This window comes from Streptomyces sp. PH10-H1 (assembly GCF_030063355.1).
Classification (GTDB): domain Bacteria; phylum Actinomycetota; class Actinomycetes; order Streptomycetales; family Streptomycetaceae; genus Actinacidiphila.
In genome coordinates this window covers 18,004-33,500 of sequence record NZ_JASISZ010000014.1, presented here as the reverse complement: position 1 = coordinate 33,500, position 15,497 = coordinate 18,004, and the positions used below count along the sequence as shown (strand labels likewise).

Annotated in this window: 18 protein-coding genes and 1 pseudogene; 15 read left to right on the top strand and 4 right to left on the bottom strand. The window is 71.2% G+C overall.

Annotated elements, in window-relative coordinates; genetic code table 11:
• Positions 1-44 precede the first annotated feature (44 nt).
• The 6 genes from QMK24_RS11705 to QMK24_RS11680 all read left to right on the top strand — a co-directional run bounded on the left by QMK24_RS11705 (position 45) and on the right by QMK24_RS11680 (position 5,466).
• Positions 45-1,070: a 6-phosphofructokinase gene (locus tag QMK24_RS11705; protein WP_283465483.1), complete on the top strand. Its 1,026-nt coding sequence runs from the start codon at positions 45-47 to the stop codon at positions 1,068-1,070.
• 150 nt (positions 1,071-1,220) lie between these two features.
• On the top strand, positions 1,221-2,180 hold the full coding sequence (locus QMK24_RS11700) for a cytochrome c oxidase assembly protein (protein ID WP_283465482.1): 960 nt from the start codon (positions 1,221-1,223) through the stop codon (positions 2,178-2,180).
• Positions 2,181-2,206: 26 nt separating this feature from the next.
• A complete protein-coding gene (locus QMK24_RS11695; RefSeq protein ID WP_283465478.1) occupies positions 2,207-3,226 on the top strand; it encodes a hypothetical protein in 1,020 nt (339 codons plus the stop codon).
• 84 nt (positions 3,227-3,310) lie between these two features.
• Entirely contained in the window at positions 3,311-3,472 is a 162-nt protein-coding gene (locus QMK24_RS11690; protein ID WP_283465477.1) for a hypothetical protein, read from the top strand.
• A gap of 155 nt (positions 3,473-3,627) precedes the next feature.
• Entirely contained in the window at positions 3,628-4,338 is a 711-nt protein-coding gene (locus tag QMK24_RS11685) for a lysophospholipid acyltransferase family protein (RefSeq protein WP_283465476.1), read from the top strand.
• A gap of 81 nt (positions 4,339-4,419) precedes the next feature.
• Positions 4,420-5,466: an NAD-dependent epimerase/dehydratase family protein gene (locus QMK24_RS11680; RefSeq protein ID WP_283465474.1), complete on the top strand. Its 1,047-nt coding sequence runs from the start codon at positions 4,420-4,422 to the stop codon at positions 5,464-5,466.
• A 25-nt stretch (positions 5,467-5,491) separates the two neighbouring features.
• On the opposite strand, the gene QMK24_RS11675 is transcribed toward QMK24_RS11680, so the two are convergent.
• The gene (locus tag QMK24_RS11675; protein ID WP_283465473.1) at positions 5,492-6,103 is read right to left on the bottom strand and encodes a DUF1707 domain-containing protein; all 612 of its coding nucleotides are present in this window, start codon (positions 6,101-6,103) and stop codon (positions 5,492-5,494) included.
• 190 nt (positions 6,104-6,293) lie between these two features.
• Here QMK24_RS11675 and QMK24_RS11670 point away from each other — a divergent pair, with 190 nt between their 5' ends.
• The 3 genes and pseudogenes from QMK24_RS11670 (at position 6,294) to QMK24_RS11660 (ending at position 8,030) form a co-directional block, all read left to right on the top strand.
• Entirely contained in the window at positions 6,294-7,172 is an 879-nt protein-coding gene (locus tag QMK24_RS11670) for a TIGR02452 family protein (RefSeq protein ID WP_283465654.1), read from the top strand.
• Positions 7,173-7,178: 6 nt separating this feature from the next.
• Positions 7,179-7,655, top strand: a pseudogene (locus tag QMK24_RS11665) (YbaK/EbsC family protein); the annotation flags it as partial.
• 48 nt (positions 7,656-7,703) lie between these two features.
• Positions 7,704-8,030 carry a cupin domain-containing protein gene (locus QMK24_RS11660; RefSeq protein ID WP_138354567.1) on the top strand — a complete coding sequence of 109 codons (327 nt, stop codon included), beginning with the start codon at positions 7,704-7,706 and terminating at the stop codon, positions 8,028-8,030.
• A 56-nt stretch (positions 8,031-8,086) separates the two neighbouring features.
• Here the strand turns inward: QMK24_RS11660 and QMK24_RS11655 are convergent, their stop codons facing one another.
• Positions 8,087-8,716, bottom strand: coding sequence for an anthrone oxygenase family protein (locus QMK24_RS11655; RefSeq protein WP_283465470.1), 630 nt, complete (start codon positions 8,714-8,716; stop codon positions 8,087-8,089).
• On the opposite strand from QMK24_RS11655, the gene QMK24_RS11650 reads away from it, so the two are divergent.
• Together QMK24_RS11650 and QMK24_RS11645 are read left to right on the top strand one after the other, a co-directional pair.
• Positions 8,715-8,957 carry a hypothetical protein gene (locus QMK24_RS11650; protein ID WP_283465468.1) on the top strand — a complete coding sequence of 81 codons (243 nt, stop codon included), beginning with the start codon at positions 8,715-8,717 and terminating at the stop codon, positions 8,955-8,957. The two genes, QMK24_RS11655 and QMK24_RS11650, sit on opposite strands and share 2 nt — an antisense overlap.
• Positions 8,958-9,073: 116 nt before the next feature.
• Positions 9,074-9,916 carry a class I SAM-dependent methyltransferase gene (locus QMK24_RS11645; RefSeq protein ID WP_283465467.1) on the top strand — a complete coding sequence of 281 codons (843 nt, stop codon included), beginning with the start codon at positions 9,074-9,076 and terminating at the stop codon, positions 9,914-9,916.
• A gap of 112 nt (positions 9,917-10,028) precedes the next feature.
• On the opposite strand, the gene QMK24_RS41465 is transcribed toward QMK24_RS11645, so the two are convergent.
• Complete coding sequence (locus QMK24_RS41465; RefSeq protein WP_349307809.1) at positions 10,029-11,693, bottom strand: discoidin domain-containing protein; 1,665 nt, start codon at positions 11,691-11,693, stop codon at positions 10,029-10,031.
• Between the two features lie 159 nt (positions 11,694-11,852).
• Here QMK24_RS41465 and QMK24_RS11630 point away from each other — a divergent pair, with 159 nt between their 5' ends.
• Positions 11,853-12,587, top strand: coding sequence for a Mut7-C RNAse domain-containing protein (locus QMK24_RS11630; protein WP_283465465.1), 735 nt, complete (start codon positions 11,853-11,855; stop codon positions 12,585-12,587).
• A gap of 101 nt (positions 12,588-12,688) precedes the next feature.
• On the opposite strand, the gene QMK24_RS11625 is transcribed toward QMK24_RS11630, so the two are convergent.
• On the bottom strand, positions 12,689-13,744 hold the full coding sequence (locus tag QMK24_RS11625; RefSeq protein ID WP_283465463.1) for a LacI family DNA-binding transcriptional regulator: 1,056 nt from the start codon (positions 13,742-13,744) through the stop codon (positions 12,689-12,691).
• Positions 13,745-13,943: 199 nt separating this feature from the next.
• Here QMK24_RS11625 and QMK24_RS11620 point away from each other — a divergent pair, with 199 nt between their 5' ends.
• From QMK24_RS11620 to QMK24_RS11610, 3 genes are all read left to right on the top strand, one after another.
• Entirely contained in the window at positions 13,944-14,417 is a 474-nt protein-coding gene (locus QMK24_RS11620; protein ID WP_283465460.1) for an RICIN domain-containing protein, read from the top strand.
• 524 nt (positions 14,418-14,941) lie between these two features.
• Positions 14,942-15,106: a 50S ribosomal protein L33 gene (gene rpmG / locus QMK24_RS11615; protein WP_138354532.1), complete on the top strand. Its 165-nt coding sequence runs from the start codon at positions 14,942-14,944 to the stop codon at positions 15,104-15,106.
• Positions 15,107-15,177: 71 nt separating this feature from the next.
• Positions 15,178-15,447: a type B 50S ribosomal protein L31 gene (locus tag QMK24_RS11610; RefSeq protein ID WP_283465455.1), complete on the top strand. Its 270-nt coding sequence runs from the start codon at positions 15,178-15,180 to the stop codon at positions 15,445-15,447.
• Positions 15,448-15,497: the final 50 nt, after the last annotated feature.

Here is a 15,497-nt window from a genome sequence, read left to right as displayed (position 1 = left end):
ACGGGGTCCGGCCGTCCGTTTGAATCGCGGGAGTGGCGAGAGCAATGCGTATTGGTGTGCTGACGAGCGGCGGAGACTGCCCCGGACTCAATGCCGTCATCAGGTCGGTGGTGCACCGCGCCGTCGTCGATCACGGCGATGATGTCATCGGCTTCCACGACGGCTGGAAGGGCCTGCTGGAGTGCGACTACCGCAAGCTGGACCTGGACGCCGTCAGCGGCATCCTGGCCCGTGGCGGCACGATCCTGGGTTCGTCCCGGGTACAGCCCGCGCATCTGCGCGGTGGTGTGGAGCAGGCCAAGGGCCATGTGCGTGACCTGGGGCTCGACGCGATCATCCCGATCGGCGGCGAGGGCACCTTGAAGGCGGCCCGGCTGCTGTCGGACGCGGGCCTGCCGATCGTGGGCGTGCCCAAGACGATCGACAACGACATCTCCTCGACGGATGTCACCTTCGGCTTCGACACCGCGGTCATGGTCGCCACCGAGGCCCTCGACCGCCTCAAGACCACCGCCGAATCGCACCAGCGGGTGCTGATCGTGGAGGTCATGGGCCGGCACACCGGCTGGATCGCCCTGCACTCGGGCATGGCGGCCGGCGCGCACGCCATCGTGGTGCCGGAGCGGCCCTTCGACATCGGCGAGCTGGCCGACCTGGTCGGCAAGCGCTTCGCGGCGGGCAAGAAGTTCGCGATCGTCGTCGTTTCCGAGGGCGCCAAGCCGCGCGAGGGCTCGATGGAGTTCGCGTCCGGCGCCAAGGACATCTACGGCCATGAGCGGTTCACCGGAGTGGCCACCCAGCTGTCGATCGAGCTGGAGCAGCGCCTGGGCAAGGAGGCGCGGCCGGTGATCCTCGGCCATGTGCAGCGCGGCGGCACCCCCACCGCCTACGACCGGGTCCTCGCCACCCGCTTCGGCTGGCACGCGGTGGAGGCGGTCCACAACGGCGACTTCGGCATGATGACCGCGCTGCGCGGCACCGACATCAAGCTGGTGCCGCTGGCCGAGGCCGTCGAGCACCTCAAGACCGTGCCGGCCGAGCGCTACATCGAGGCCGAGTGCGTGCTGTGACGGGCTGACACCCGCCTCCGACGTACGGGGCCGCCCCCGGCCGCAACCGCGGCCGGGGGCGGCTTTAGTCTGGTGACTGCGCACGGGTCGAATCGGCACAATGCCGGACGGTGCGGGCGGGGCAGTCGGCGCGACAGGAGAGAGTGACCCATGGACCACGGCGGACACGGCATGCCCATGGACTTGCCGCCGTTCACCCTTGGGCGGGGGCTGGAATTCAGCGGCGACCCGGTGTTCCTGACCGGCTGCCTGCTGGCGCTCGGGCTGTACGGCTGGGGCGTGGTGCGGCTGTGGCGGCGTGGTGACCGCTGGCCGGCCGCCCGGATCGTCGCCTTCGTCCTGGGTGTGATGACCGTGGCACTGGTGATGTGCACCGCGATGAACGACTACGGCATGGTCATGTTCAGCGTGCACATGGTGCAGCACATGGTCATCAGCATGCTCTCCCCCATTCTGCTGCTGTTGGGCGCACCGGTCACGCTGACACTGCGGGCGCTGCCCGCCTCCGTGCGCGGGCGCGGGCGCAAGGGGCCGCGGGAGCTGCTGGTGGCGCTGCTGCACAGCCGCTACATGCGGCTCGTCACGCATCCCGCGTTCACCATCCCGCTGTTCATCGCGAGCCTGTACGCGGTGTACTTCTCCCCGCTGTTCGACTTCCTGATGGGCAGCAGGCTGGGGCACATCGGGATGATGACCCATTTCCTCGCGGTGGGCCTGGTCTTCTTCTGGCCGATCATGGGCGTGGACCCGGGGCCGCACCGCCCCAGCCACATCATGCGGATGCTGGAGCTGTTCGCGGGAATGCCCTTCCACGCGTTCTTCGGCATCGCGCTGATGATGGGCACCGAGCCGATGGTCACCACGTTTCTGCATCCCCCCGCCTCGCTGGGGGTAGATCCGTTGCAGGACCAGAGCGCGGCGGGCGGAATCGCCTGGGCGTTCAGCGAGATCCCCTCAGTCCTCGTGCTGGTGGCACTGCTGTTCCAGTGGTACACCTCCGATCAGCGGCAGGCGCGACGCTCGGATCGCGCGGCTGATCGTGACGGGGACGCGGAACTGGTGGCGTACAACGCCTATTTGGCATCCTTGGAGGCTCGCGGTCGCGGCTGACACAGCTGACCAAGGGGAGGCGCGCGATGAGTGACCAGGTGCGAATATCGGACGGGGCGCTGGAGCTGCCGGGTGGAGTGACCGTGCGGTTCATGCGCACGCTGCGCCTGCCGGAGACGGGGACGCACCCGCTGCCGCCGGGGCTGGGCACGTTCCCGCTGCGCCGGGTGGCGGACTACCCGGACCGGGCGCCCGCCGAATGGCTCACCCGCGGCGGGGTGGTGCTGCCGGTCTACCAGCGCGAGGCGATGTGGCTGAGCTTCTCCTCGCCGGTGCCCGCGGCGCTCCAGGTGGGCGTGGGCAAGGTGTGCGCGGTGTCGGGGCGGCCGTGGAGCGACCGGCTGTCGCAGGATCCGCAGAACTATGTGGTGCTGCCCCGGCAGCCGTGGCTGGACGGCATCAACTCCGGCTCCGGCACGATCCGGCAGTTCGTCGCGGTGCCACTGGGTCTGGGGGCGACCGTGGAGGGCCAGGTCTCCGGTGCGGAGGTCTGGGGCGGGGTGCAGCTGGAGGTCTTCGAGCTGCGGGACGAACCGCTCGCCGTCTGGCGGGCGGAGCAGCAGCGGCGCGCGGTCGCCACGCGCGGGCCATGGGGCGTCGCGGCGGAGGAGAGCCTGCCGCCGATGCCGGGCTACGGGGCGATGCCACGGATGGCCGCCGCCGCGGCCGCCCCGTCGATGGGCCTGGGCGCGGGCGGCCGGATGCGCCAGGAGGTCTACCGCGACGAGCGGGGTCCCGGCGACTGGCGGCTGGAGCCGTCGGGCCGGGTCTTCGTCCATCTGGCGACCGCGCCGCAGTGGCGGCAGATCACCGGCGAGGCGCCGCCGCCGTCTCCGGTGGACCGGGCGGCCTACAACGCGGCGGGCCTGCCGTGGTTCGACTATTACGACGCGGACGCCGCCGATCTGGCCGCTGCGGCCCCGCTGGCGGACGTGAAACCGGTGGGCGACTGGCTGGGCGACGACCAGCAGCCGTGGACCCCGACCCAGCCCGGCCAGGTGAAGAAGGTGAAGGACGACGGCCAGGTGACCGACGGCGACTGGTAGCGCGGAAGGCGGCGGCCGGTCACGATGGAGACCGGGCCCCCGCCGGGCGTGACGTCTTGCGGCCCCGCTGGGAGGAGGACGTCGATGCCGACACCCGCGAAGGCGATGGCGGTGTGCACCGTGGCGAGTCTGGTGGCGGTGTCCGCCTACACGGTGGCACTGGGTGCGAACGGCTGGCTGTGGTTCGCCTGGGTGGTGCTCGGGCTGTGCACCGCCGGGGTGCTGGCCATCCGGGTGCCCCGCTGACGGCGGCCGCGGCGGCGCGGCGGCGTCACCCGTCCGCGGCGCGGCCCAGCCCCCTGGCGCCGCAGGCACCCTCGCGCCCCGCCCGTATCGGCACTACTGTGCCGGATCACCGGGGCGCGGGCGCTTCCCGGCGCGCAGGGGGGGAGACCGCGGGCGTGTTCTACCAGGTACTCAAATACGTGATCCTGGGTCCCTTGCTGCGGCTGCTGTTCCGGCCGCGGATCGAGGGACTGCAGCACATCCCGGACGATGGCGCGGCGATCGTCGCGGGCAACCATCTGTCGTTCTCCGACCATTTCCTGATGCCGGCGATCCTGCCACGGCGGATCACGTTCCTGGCCAAGGCCGAGTACTTCACAGGACCGGGTCTCAAGGGCCGGCTCACCGCCGCGTTCTTCCGCGGCGCCGGACAGATCCCGGTGGACCGCGCCGGCGGCAACGCCTCACAGGCGGCGCTGAAGTCGGGTCTGGCGGCCCTGCACAAGGGCCATCTGCTGGGCATCTATCCGGAGGGCACCCGGTCGCACGACGGCCGGCTGTACAAGGGGCGCACCGGAGTGGCGGCGATGGCGATCACGGCGCAGGTTCCGGTCATCCCGTGCGCGATGGTGGGCACCTTCGAACTGCAGCCGCCCGGCCGGAAGATCCCGCGACTGGGCCGGGTCACGATCCGTTTCGGCGCCCCGCTGGAGTTCAGCCGGTTCGCCGGCATGGAGGAACAGCGGTACGTGGTGCGCTCGGCGACCGACGAGATCATGTACGCGATCCTGTCGATGTCCGGGCAGGAGTATGTCGACCGCTACGCGAACGAGGTCAAGGCGGAGCAGGCGCGCGGCGTCGCGGCCCGGCTGCGGCGGCCGTCATGACGGCGCAATTGCGCTGACGGCGGATCAGCGCACGGCGAACGCCCCTGCCCGGCCGGCACGACGGCCCGTAGCGTCCCCGGCATGACACGAACAGCGTTTGTCATCGGGGCAACAGGACAGGTCGGCCGGGCGGCGGTACGCGCGCTCGCCGAGGACGGCTGGGACGTACGGGCCGCGTCGCGGCGCGGGGAGTCCGACGCGAACTGGCCGGACGGCGTACGCACTGTCGTGCTGGACCGGGAGGACATCGCCGCGCTGGAGACGGCGCTCGGCGACGGCTGCGATGTGCTGGTGGACATGGTCGCCTACCACGCGGAGCACGCACGGCAGCTGACATCGCTGGCCGGGCGGATCGGCTCGGCGGTGGTGATCTCCAGCGGGGCGGTCTACGAGGACGACCAGGGGCGCAGTTTCGACACCCAGTCCGGTCCTGACGGCTTCCCGCACTACCCGCTGCCGATCCCGGAGTCGTACCGCACCGTCACCGCGGGCGAGGCCACCTACGGCACCCGCAAGGTCGCTCTGGAGCAGGGGCTGCTCGCCGCGGGCGAGTCGCTGCCGACGACGCTGGTGCGGGCCGGGGCGATCCACGGCACGTACAACCTGCGACCGCGCGAGCTGTTCTTCATCAAGCGCGCCGTGGACAAACGCCCGGTGCGGGTCCTGGCCCACAACGGCGAGAGCCGCTTCCACCCGGTGCACACCGCGAACCTCGCCGAGCTGATCCGGCTCGCGGCCCGCACCCCGGGATCCCGGGTGCTCAACGCCGGGGATCCGCAGGCTCCCACGGTCGCCGAGATCGGGACGGCCATCGACGCGGTGCTGGGCCACAGCTGCGAGACGGTGCTGGTGGAGGGCCCCGCGCCGGCCGAGAACGTCGGCGACTCGCCCTGGGGTATCGCGCACCCGGTGGTGTACGACATGACGGCCGCGGAGCGGGAGCTGGGCTACCGCGCGGTGACCAGCTACCAGGACTCGCTGGCCGAGACGGTGGCCTGGACGGTGGACCGGCTCGGCGACCGGGACTGGACCGAGGCGTTCCCCGAGATGTACCGCACCTACGGGTCGCACGGCGACATGTTCGACTACGCGGCGGAGGACCGCTGGCTCGCCGGGCGCAGCGGCTGACCGGTCCCGCCGCCGTCCCATCGTCCTAGCGTCCGTCGCGCCAGGGGTGCTCGTAGCTCCGCCTGACCCGCACATGGCCGAAGACGGAGCGGCCGGTGATGTGCACCACAGTACCGTCCTCGTCCCAGTCGTCCTTGCTCTTCTCGTCTCCGCCGAGCTGGGAGCGCTTGCCGAACAGGGCGGTCCCGGTGTCGTAGACGCGGGCGTTGTCGGGGACCACGATCTCGACCTTGCCGCAGAAGGAGCCGGCCTCGATGACGACCTCGCGCCGGGTGAACACCGCCTCCCTGAGGTCGAGCACGACGGCGCCGAAGCGCGCGTGCGCGACGGTGTGCGGCGGGACCGGCCACTGTCCGCCGCGGCGGATCTTGCTGAAGAGGGCGTCGACCGGCTCCGTGCCGGCGGGTGGGACCAGCGCCGTGCCCGCGGCCGGTTCCGGCAGGTCGCCGGTGATCGGGGTGAGTTCACCGCGGGTGCGGGCGGCGTAGGTGGCCTCGAGCCGCTCGGAGTGCTCGTCGGTGGTGAGCCGGCCGGTGGCGAGCGCGTCGGCGAGGACGGCGGCGGTCTGGTCGCGCTCCTGGTCCGACGCGCGCAGGTCGACGTCGGTGGTACGGGACTCCGCGGGGGTGTCGGACACCGGGTGACCTCCTGATCGGATACGGACCGCACTTACGATATATCGCGACTGTCGCGATCGCAAGATGCCTGCCCCGAAGGGCCGGACGCGGACCACCGGGCGGACCGCCGGGAAGGAAACCCCTGGCTCCGCCACCGGTGACGCCCGTAAGGTCGGGAGCCGTGAACAGGAACAGATCATGGGGCGGGTCATGAGCGCCCGGCTGCGCGGCATCGCCCGGCACACTCAGGAGATCGTCGCGGCGGGCCGGTATCTGACGCCCAGCGGGCGGGAGGTCGTGATCGGCGACAGCGTCGCCCGTGCGGTCACCGGGACCCGGTTGTTCGGGCCGGGACCTGTGGACGTGCCACCGCCGACCGGCCGCCCGGCGGCCACCGCCTTCGGCGTCACCGGCGAGAGCAGCCTCCAGGCCGCCCGCCGGCTGAAGGGCTCCTCGGACGAGCCCGTCGCCGTCCTCAACTTCTCCTCGGCCCGCAATCCGGGCGGCGGCTACCTCAACGGCGCCCAGGCGCAGGAGGAATCGCTGTGCCGCGGCTCTGCGCTGTACGCGTGCGTGGTGAGCACGCCGGACTTCTACGCCGTCCACCGCGCCGTCCGTGACCCCTTCTACACCGACCGGGTCATCCACTCCCCCGCCGTACCGGTCTTCCGCGACGACCGCGGCGCGCTGCTGGAGGAGCCGTACGGGGTGGGCTTCCTGACCTCCCCCGCGCCGAACGCCGGGGTGATCACCCGCACCCTCCCCGACCAGACGGACCGGATCCCCCGGGCGCTGGCGTCGCGCGCCGAGCGCGTGCTGGAGGTGGCCGCCGCCCAGGGCTATCGGCGGCTGGTACTGGGAGCCTGGGGCTGCGGGGTCTTCCAGTGCGACCCGGCACAGGTGGCCCACGCCTTCCACACCCATCTGGCGGGCGCCGGGCGCTTCGCCGGCTCATTCGACGAGGTCGTCTTCCCGGTACTCGACCGGCGGGCGGACTCCCCCACCCGGGCCGCGTTCGCCGCGGTGTTCAACGGGCGCGACGAGGACCACATCATCGAGGTCAACCGCAGGTTCCAGGACGAGGATTAGGCAGACATGAGCGAGCACGGGACATACACCGAACTGATCGCGCTGCTCGACAAGCACGGCGCGGTCTACCGGACCATCGACCACGCGCCGCAGGGCGCCACCGAGCTGGTCAGCGAGTTGCGCGGCAACGCACTCGCGCAGGCGGCCAAGTGCATCATCGTCATGGTCAAGCTCGGCAAGAAGACCACCAAGTACGTCCTCGCCGTCGTGCCCGGCGACCGGCGGCTGGACCTGGGCGCGGTGAAGGCGCTGCTCGGCGGGACGTACATCTCGTTCGCGTCGCAGGAGACCGCCGAGCGGCTGGCGGGCAGTGTCAGCGGCACGGTGCTCCCGTTCTCCTTCGACGAGCAGCTGGAACTCATCGTGGATCCCGCGCTGCTGGAACATGACGAGATCTTCTTCAACGCGGCCCGGCTGGATCGTTCCCTGGCGCTGTCGGCCAAGGACTACGCGGAGATCGCCGGCCCGCGCGTCGAGCCGATCACGGAGGTGCCCGCCGCCCCGGGCGGGAAGCGCAATATCGACACGGTCATGGACGCCGTCCCCGAGAAGTGGCTGCCGCACGTCCTGGCCCAGGTCAACGACTACGACGTCAAGGTCGCCAACGTCGAGGGAGAGTTCTCCGAGCACCGCCACGCGGACACCGACGAGTTCTTCCTCGTCCTCGCCGGCCGGCTGCGCCTGGAACTGCCGGACGGGACCGTGGAGCTGGGGCCGCACGAGGTGTTCACCGTGCCGCGCGGCACCCTGCACAAGCCGGTGGCCGAGCCCGGGACCCGCATCCTCATGTTCGAACCGCGGGGCACCGTCAACACCGGCGACGGCAACGAGGGAACAACCGGCGTCGTCCTGCCCTGACCACACGTGCGCGGCCCGGCCGTCCCCGCACGGACGGCCCGGCCGGCCTCGGAACATCACCGGCCCGCCGCCCCCGCCTCGCCCCGGCCGTGCAGGAACAGTGCGCGGCTCAGGCACCCGACGGCCAGCACGCAGGCGGCTGTGCGCACCATGTTCAGCGCGACCCAGGTGCCCTCGAACTTGTCGCGGACGGCGGCGAGATCGCGGACACGGCCGGGGTCGCCGGCCTTAGCCAGCTCGTTGTTGAGCGGAATGTTCGTTCCCATGGTGACGAGCAGGGCCACGGCATACAGCGCCACCGCCCCCAGCACCCAGCCGAAGACGGCGCGCCGCCCCAGCCGCCGCTGCTGGAAGGCGGCGATGCCCGACAGCACCAGGGCGCCGAAGAAGGCGAGGAAGAACACCGGGTTCTCGATGGCCACGTTGATGTTCTGCATCGCGGTGACGAACGTACGGTCGTCACCGCGGCCCAGGCCCGGCATCACCGCGACGTCGAAGGCGAAGAAGAGGCCCGCCATGAGCGCCGTGCCGACGGTGGCGGCCCCGAGGACGGGTCCTGCCCACCGCTTGCCCGCGCGGGCCGGGGTGGGAAGGGGGTGGAAGGGCACGGATGGCGTCATGGTGGTGTGGACTCCGTCGATGTCGCGGGCGGGATGAGCCTGCATCTGCTGCGCGTGCTGTGTCATGGGACCAGTCAAGTGCCCACCGCGGAGCCGGGCCATCGCTCAGAAGCTCACCCCCATAAGCGCCCGTCCACAGCACGCCGTCTCCCAGAACTCCCAGAACTCCCAGCACGCGGAACGGGCCTTCGCCGATCTCCGGCACTGGAACACCCCGCCGCACGGCGGCCACTTCATGGCCCACGAGGAACTGGAACTCGTCGCCGACGAGCTGCGTGGCTTCTTCCGCACACTGAGGTCCCGCTGAGGTCCCACGGCTGACCCGGCTCCGCCGTCGCTCGTCCGCGCCGCCCTCCCCCGCCGCTCCCGGTGATCCGTGAAATCCATTTGCGGGTCCGGGGAAACGGTGGCGAGGATCGGGCCATGACCGACACCAGCCCCGCACTGCGCACGGCCGGCCACTCCCCCGCCGTACCGGACGAGATCCTCGCCTACTACGCCGAGGGCCGGGAGGACGGCCGACTCCGGTCCGGCAGCGGGCTGTTGGAGTACTGGCGCACCCAGGACGTGCTCCGGCGGCTGCTGCCGAACAACCCCTCCCGGATCCTCGACATCGGCGGCGGCAGCGGCGTGCACGCCGCCTGGCTCGTGCGGGACGGCCACGAGGTCGAGCTGGTCGACCCGGTCCCGCTGCATGTGGAGCAGGCGTCGGCGCTGCCCGGGGTGACCGCCCGCCGGGGAGACGCCCGGGCGCTTCCCGTCCCGGACGCCTCGGCCGATGTCGCTCTGGTGCTCGGCCCTCTCTACCACCTCGGCGAACGGCGGGACCGGGTACGGGCGCTGGCCGAGGCCCGGCGGGCGGTCCGGCCCGGCGGGCTGGTCATCGCCGCCACGATCAACCGCTTCGCCGGGCTGCACGACACCCTCAACCAGGGCCGCTACTTCGAGCCCGGCAGGCGCGCCGTCACCGACTCCGTCACCCGTGACGGCCACCACCGCCCCACCGGTTCAGAAGCGCTCTTCACCACGGCCTATTTCCACGACCCCGACGAGGTGCCCGCCGAGTTCGCCGACGCCGGCCTGACGCCCGCCGGCCAGTACGGGCTGGAGGGCGCGGCCTGGCTGATGAACGATACGGAGGCGTGGCTGTTGGACCCCGGCCGTAGGGAACTCCTGCTGTCCGCCATGCGGTTGACGGAGTCGGTCCCCTCGCTGCTCGGCGTCAGCGGTCACCTGCTCACCGCCGGAACCGCCCCCGCGCTCTGATCACCGGCCAGCCGCGGGCTGCCGCTCGGCCGGTGATCCATCGCGAGTCGGTGCTCTGTTGCGAACCGGTGATCCGCCGCGATCCGGTGCTGCGCTACGGACCGCTGCTCCGCTACGGACCGGTCGTGCCGTAGACCTGCAACTCGTAGAGCGAGTAGCCGTAGGCGGTGCCCCGGGCGGTGCCGTTCACCCGGACGTAGCGGCCGGTGCCGGTGAGTCCGGTCAGGTCGTCCGTAGCGCCGTTGCCGGTGGTGGTCGAGTAGACCGTGGTCCAGGCCGTGCCGTCCGGGGAGGTCTGGATCGTGTACGCCTTGCCGTAGGCGGCCTCCCAGACGAGCTTGACGCGGCTGACGGTCGCCGTGGCGCCCAGGTCGACGCGCAGCCACTGCGGGTCGACGCCCTCCTTGCTGGCCCACCGGGTGGTGGTGAGGTCGCCGTCGAAAGCGGCGGCCGCCGGATAGGCGGACGATTCGACCGAGGAGGCCGTTGCCGTCCGGCCCTGCGACAGCAGCGCCGGGCCGCCGCCGGGCGCCGTGACGGTCAGCGCGTAGCCGGCCGAATGGCTGGCGGACGCCGAGGTTCCGGTCACCGTGAGGGCGGCGGAGCCGGCCGTCGCCGCGGCCGTGGCCGACACCGTCATCACCGAGCTGCCGCCGGCTGTCACCGACGCGGGGGCGAAGATCACGCTGACGCCGGCCGGCGCACCGGTGGCGGACAGCGTCACCGGCTCGGCGGTGCCGGAGACCAGCGGGACGGACACCGTGGAGGTCGTCGACGCACCCGCGTTCACCGAACCGGCCGCCGGGTTCGGCGACAGCGAGAAGTCGTTGACGGCCGAGGCGGGCGTGAACGCCCACTGGCTCGCGCTTCCGGAACAGCTCCCGGCGACCACCTTGCCGCTCGAGGCCCGGAAGCACTTCTGCCCGGTCTGGATATCGGAGATGGTGCCGTTCGGGTTGATCGACCACTGCTGGGTGGGACCGCCTGTGCAGGTGTTGAGGACGATGTTGCTTCCGGACATGGCCGCGCAGAGGTTGTTGATCACCATGAACGCGCCGTGGAAGGTGAACCGCTGGCCGGCTGTGCCGTTGCAGGCCGCGGTCTTGAGCGCGGTGCCGGTGCTGGAACTGCTGCCGGGATCATCCATGCACTGCGCCGTCGAGCCGTTCTTGTACTGGCCGACCGTGGTGTTGGGCTGGGCGCCGCCGTAGCACTTCCCGGTGCTGGTGTTGAAGATCGGCGTGGAGTCGTAGGGCTCGTTCGACGCGGGGTTGACGACGACCGGTTCCAGCGTCGGTGTGTTGTCGGCGTTGTAGTGGGTCAACGCGTCCTCGCAGTCGATCGCGTTCATCGCGCTGCCGCCCTTGCCGCCCAGCCACAGGTCGATGTGGCGCAGCCCCGGCCCGCCGTTGGGACCATGGCCGCTCCAGTCCGCACCGCACTCCTGACAGCTGTCCTCCATGATGAAGTACTTCTTGACGCGCTCGACCCACACCTTCGTGCCGGCCGGGAGCTCCGACGTGGAGGTCGCGAAGGTGATCGGGTCCGTAAAGGTGCCCGTGCCGCCCGCCGTGTTGTGGATCTGCGGGTAGGAGATGTCGCCGCCGGGCGGCGTGTTGTCGTACCAGCCGTAGAACGTCAGGAACGTCTGTTGCGTCGTCGCCGCGGGGGCGGCGGGGGCCGCGGAGGCCGACGCCACGTTCATCAGGCCGGCGAACGCCGATATCAGGACGAGACAGGCGGTCGCGATGGTTGCGACGAGCGCGCGCCGACTCATGGTGCCTCCGTTACCCGAGGGATCCAGCAGGGTCCACCGCAGAGTCGATCCGAACGTCCACGCAAGTCAATAGTTTGTTAGGAAAGTTTTCTAACAGATGTCGGAACTCGCGCTGGAATCAACTGGCCCGTCCCTGCCTCCCGATGACATCCTGGCCGCGTGAACGGACCGGAGATCGATCTCACTTTCGCCCCCGAGCTGCACCTCTTCGTCTCGGCGCAGCGCCGTCAGGGCCCGGCCACGGTCGTCACCGACGGCTCCTCGACCCTCGGCCATGTCATCGAGTCGCTGGGCGTCCCCCTCACCGAGGCGGGCCGGCTGATCGTGGACGGCCGCGCCGTGCCCGTCTCGCACATCCCGCGCGCGGGCGAGTCCGTTCAGGTCCAGGCCGTCGAGCGGCCCCAGCACGTGCCGGGCGCTCCGCTGCGGTTCCTGCTCGACGTCCACCTCGGCACCCTGGCGCGGCGGTTGCGTCTCCTCGGCATCGACGCGGGCTACGAGAACGAGGACATCGGCGACCCCGCGCTGGCCGCGCTCTCCGCGAAGGAGCGGCGGGTCATGCTCTCCCGCGACCGCGGACTGCTCCGGCGCCGGGAGATCTGGGCCGGGGCGTACATCTACAGCGACCGCACCGAGGACCAACTCCGCGACGTACTCGAGCGCTTCGCCCCCGCGCTCACCCCGTGGTCGCGGTGCGTCGCCTGCAACGGCCCCCTCGCCGACGCCGACAAGGAATCGGTCCAGGACCACCTGCGGCAGGGCACGCGGCGCTCCTACGACGTGTTCGCCCAGTGCGTGGCCTGCGATCGGGTGTACTGGCGCGGCGCGCACCACGCGCGACTGGAGGCGATCGTCGAAGAAGCCCTGCGCGAGTTCGGCGGCGCGGCCGCCTGACCGCTCTCGCCCGCCCTGCCCGACGGAGCGGCCCTTACGGACGCCTCAGTGGGCCAGGTTCTTGATCGCGATGACCTTGTCGATGAGCACACGTCAGGGCATCAGGCGGACTGCCGTACCACCAGGCTGGGCTCGAAGATGACCGAGGTCACCCGCTGCTGCGGCGTCTGGATGCGGTCAAGCAGCATGCGCGCCATCTCAGCCGCCATGTCCTCCACGGGCTGACGGATCGTCGTCAGCGCCGGCCGGCACGCGGTCGCGGCGCTGCTGTCGTCGAAGCCGATCACCGCCACGTCCTCCGGGACCCGGCGGCCGTGATCCCGCAGGACCAGCAGGGCGCCCTGCGCCATCAGGTCGTTGGCCACGAAGACGCCATCGATCCGCGGCTGCTCGGCCAGCAGCCGTTCCATGGCCGCCTCGCCGCTGCCCTGGGTGAAGTCGCCCTCCACGCACGGCACATACGGGAAGCCATGCCGGGCCATCGCCTCGCGGAAGCCGGACAGCCGGTCCTGGCTGGCCGGGACGTCGAGGGGTCCGGAGATCGTCGCGACATCCCGGCAGCCGCGCTCGACCAGCCGGTCGGCGGCCAGCTTCGCCCCGTCCTGGTGCGCGACATCGACGTAGCTGATCGGGATCGGCCGGTCGGGCCGGGCGAACAGCACGGCGGGCACGCCCGCCTCCGTGAGCTGCCCGGGGAGCGGATCGCCCGCGTGGGTGGAGACCAGCATCGCCCCGTCGGCATTGCCCTGCCGCAGATACGCGACCACCTGGTCGCGCGCCTCGGCGGTCTCGGCGAGCATCAGCACCGGGTGCATGCCCAGCGGGCGGAGGAAGCCGACCACACCGCTCACCACGCGGCCGAAGAACGGATCGACGAAGACCTCGCTGCGGACTCCGCCGTCCGGGCCCGGACTGCCCGCTCCGGAGACCACCAGGGCGATCGCCCCGGTACGCCGGGTCACCAGCGAACGGGCCGCGGTGTTGGGAACGTAGCCGGTCGCGGCGATGGCTTCCCTTACCGTCTGCTGGATCAACGGGTCGACGTTGCGCGTCCCGTTGATCACCCGGGAGACCGTCGCGCGGGAGACGCCCGCCACGCGTGCCACATCCTCCAGCGTGGGAGGTCCCGAAGGTGCTGGTCGGAGGGCTTCGCTCATGTCGGTCTTTATAGCATGGAGAGGAGAGCGCTCTCCATGCATCTCCTCCCGGGCCCGACAGCGCATCGAACACCGCGGCCCACCGCCCCGTCCGCGGCGCAACTGGACCCCCCATCTCCCCGTTTCGGGCCGATCTTGCACCGCCGCTCCTCGGGTGGCAGGGTCGGCAGCGGATCAACCACGGACCGGGGGATGAACGGTGAGCGGTAGCGGGACGCAATGGCCGGCGGCGGTCGAAGAGGGTCTGTACCGCGTGCGGAACGTGGGCAGCGGCCTGTTGCTGGAAGTCGCCGACGGCCGCAAGCACAGTGGCGCCAACGTCCGGCAGGGCGCGGACGACGCGAGCCTCGCGCAGGTGTGGCGGGTGGCCCCGGTCCACAGCGGCGGCGGTCTGTATCACCTCGAGAACGCCGGGAGCGGCAAACGGCTCGACGTCGCCGGCGCCGCCACCGAGAACGGGGTGAACGTTCAGCAGTGGCGGGCCAACAACTTCGGCGCCCAGGAATGGGTGATCGAGCAGCACGTGGACGCGCCCGGCACGGTCACCCTGGTGAGCGGCATCAGCGGCAAGGTGCTGGAGGTCGCCGACGGCAGCACGGAGACCGGCGCCAACGTCCAGCAGTGGGAGGACAAGGACCTCCCCTCCCAGTGGTGGACGCTGGAACCGCAGTAGCCGCCGCCGGAATCCTCCCGGAGGTCAGTGCGCGGCAGGCGGAGGACCGTAGCCCTCGATGACGGGGTACCAGGTCGGCTGGAACTGCGGGAGCGTGGAGCCCACTGTCCAGGCGGTGGGGCCACCGGGCTTCGGGTGGGGCACCACAGCGACGCCGAACAGTGAGGCGCCCGCGCCCGCGGGTTCGGTGGCGGCGGGAACGGCGTTCCACGCGCGCCCGTCCCAACGCAGGGTGTAAGCCGGGGTGGCGTCGAACCTTCGTTCAGCCTCGCCGCGGACACCCGCCGGGCGCCGCCCTGTTTCCGGTCCCTGACACAACGCGGGCCGTTCCGGGACCTTCCTCCCGCTCCCGCTCCCGCACGACACGCTCCGACTACACAGAGTAATCATACTGTAGCCGAGAGCTCTTCTCGCGGACGGGAATGCCGGGGTGGTGGCCCGCGTTGAGACGGGCAGACACTCGACGATAATGACAATCATTATGTTCAGTGTGCTGGAGACCACCGCACCTGGAGGGATTTCCGATGGCACGCAACGACGCCCGACCGGTCATCACGCTGCGCTCCACGGCCGGCACCGGCCAGAGCTACGTCACCCGCAAGAACCGCCGCAACAACCCCGACCGTCTCGTCCTGCGCAAGTACGACCCGGCCGCCGGCCAGCACGTCCTCTTCCGCGAGGAGCGCTGACCGCTCCGGTCGCGCGGACGGGAGCGAGGAACCGTCGCCCACCCGACGTGAACAACGGAAGGAAATATCCCATGAAGTTCGGCATCCACCCCGTCTCCCGTCCGGTCGTCTTCCGCGACCGTTCAGCGGACTCCACCTTCCTCACGCGGTCGACCGCGGACAGCGACAAGACCGTGCGGTGGGAGGACGGCAACGTCTACCCCGTCGTCGATGTGGAGACCTCTTCGGAGAGCCACCCGTTCTACACGGGCACATCCCGGGTACTGGACACGGCGGGCCGCGTCGAGCGCTTCGAGCGCCGGTACGGTTCGACCGCGCCCGGAGCCGGTCCCGTCAGCTGAGCACCGGGAACCAGGACACATGAACGCCGAGGAGGGTTGGGGGGCCCCGG

What these genes read in the sequence shown, in the direction of transcription:
- QMK24_RS11705 (WP_283465483.1), top strand. Translation starts at nt 45, where the DNA reads ATGCGTATTGGTGTGCTGACGAGCGGCGGAGACTGCCCCGGACTCAAT.
- QMK24_RS11700 (WP_283465482.1), top strand. Translation starts at nt 1,221, where the DNA reads ATGGACCACGGCGGACACGGCATGCCCATGGACTTGCCGCCGTTCACC.
- QMK24_RS11690 (WP_283465477.1), top strand. Translation starts at nt 3,311, where the DNA reads ATGCCGACACCCGCGAAGGCGATGGCGGTGTGCACCGTGGCGAGTCTG.
- QMK24_RS11655 (WP_283465470.1), bottom strand. Translation starts at nt 8,716, where the DNA reads ATGACACAGCACGCGCAGCAGATGCAGGCTCATCCCGCCCGCGACATC.
- QMK24_RS11660 (WP_138354567.1), top strand. Translation starts at nt 7,704, where the DNA reads ATGGACGCCGTCCCCGAGAAGTGGCTGCCGCACGTCCTGGCCCAGGTC.
- rpmG (WP_138354532.1), top strand. Translation starts at nt 14,942, where the DNA reads ATGGCACGCAACGACGCCCGACCGGTCATCACGCTGCGCTCCACGGCC.
- QMK24_RS11625 (WP_283465463.1), bottom strand. Translation starts at nt 13,744, where the DNA reads ATGAGCGAAGCCCTCCGACCAGCACCTTCGGGACCTCCCACGCTGGAG.
- QMK24_RS11650 (WP_283465468.1), top strand. Translation starts at nt 8,715, where the DNA reads ATGGGACCAGTCAAGTGCCCACCGCGGAGCCGGGCCATCGCTCAGAAG.
- QMK24_RS11645 (WP_283465467.1), top strand. Translation starts at nt 9,074, where the DNA reads ATGACCGACACCAGCCCCGCACTGCGCACGGCCGGCCACTCCCCCGCC.
- QMK24_RS11680 (WP_283465474.1), top strand. Translation starts at nt 4,420, where the DNA reads ATGACACGAACAGCGTTTGTCATCGGGGCAACAGGACAGGTCGGCCGG.
- QMK24_RS11695 (WP_283465478.1), top strand. Translation starts at nt 2,207, where the DNA reads ATGAGTGACCAGGTGCGAATATCGGACGGGGCGCTGGAGCTGCCGGGT.
- QMK24_RS11610 (WP_283465455.1), top strand. Translation starts at nt 15,178, where the DNA reads ATGAAGTTCGGCATCCACCCCGTCTCCCGTCCGGTCGTCTTCCGCGAC.
- QMK24_RS11670 (WP_283465654.1), top strand. Translation starts at nt 6,294, where the DNA reads ATGAGCGCCCGGCTGCGCGGCATCGCCCGGCACACTCAGGAGATCGTC.
- QMK24_RS41465 (WP_349307809.1), bottom strand. Translation starts at nt 11,693, where the DNA reads ATGAGTCGGCGCGCGCTCGTCGCAACCATCGCGACCGCCTGTCTCGTC.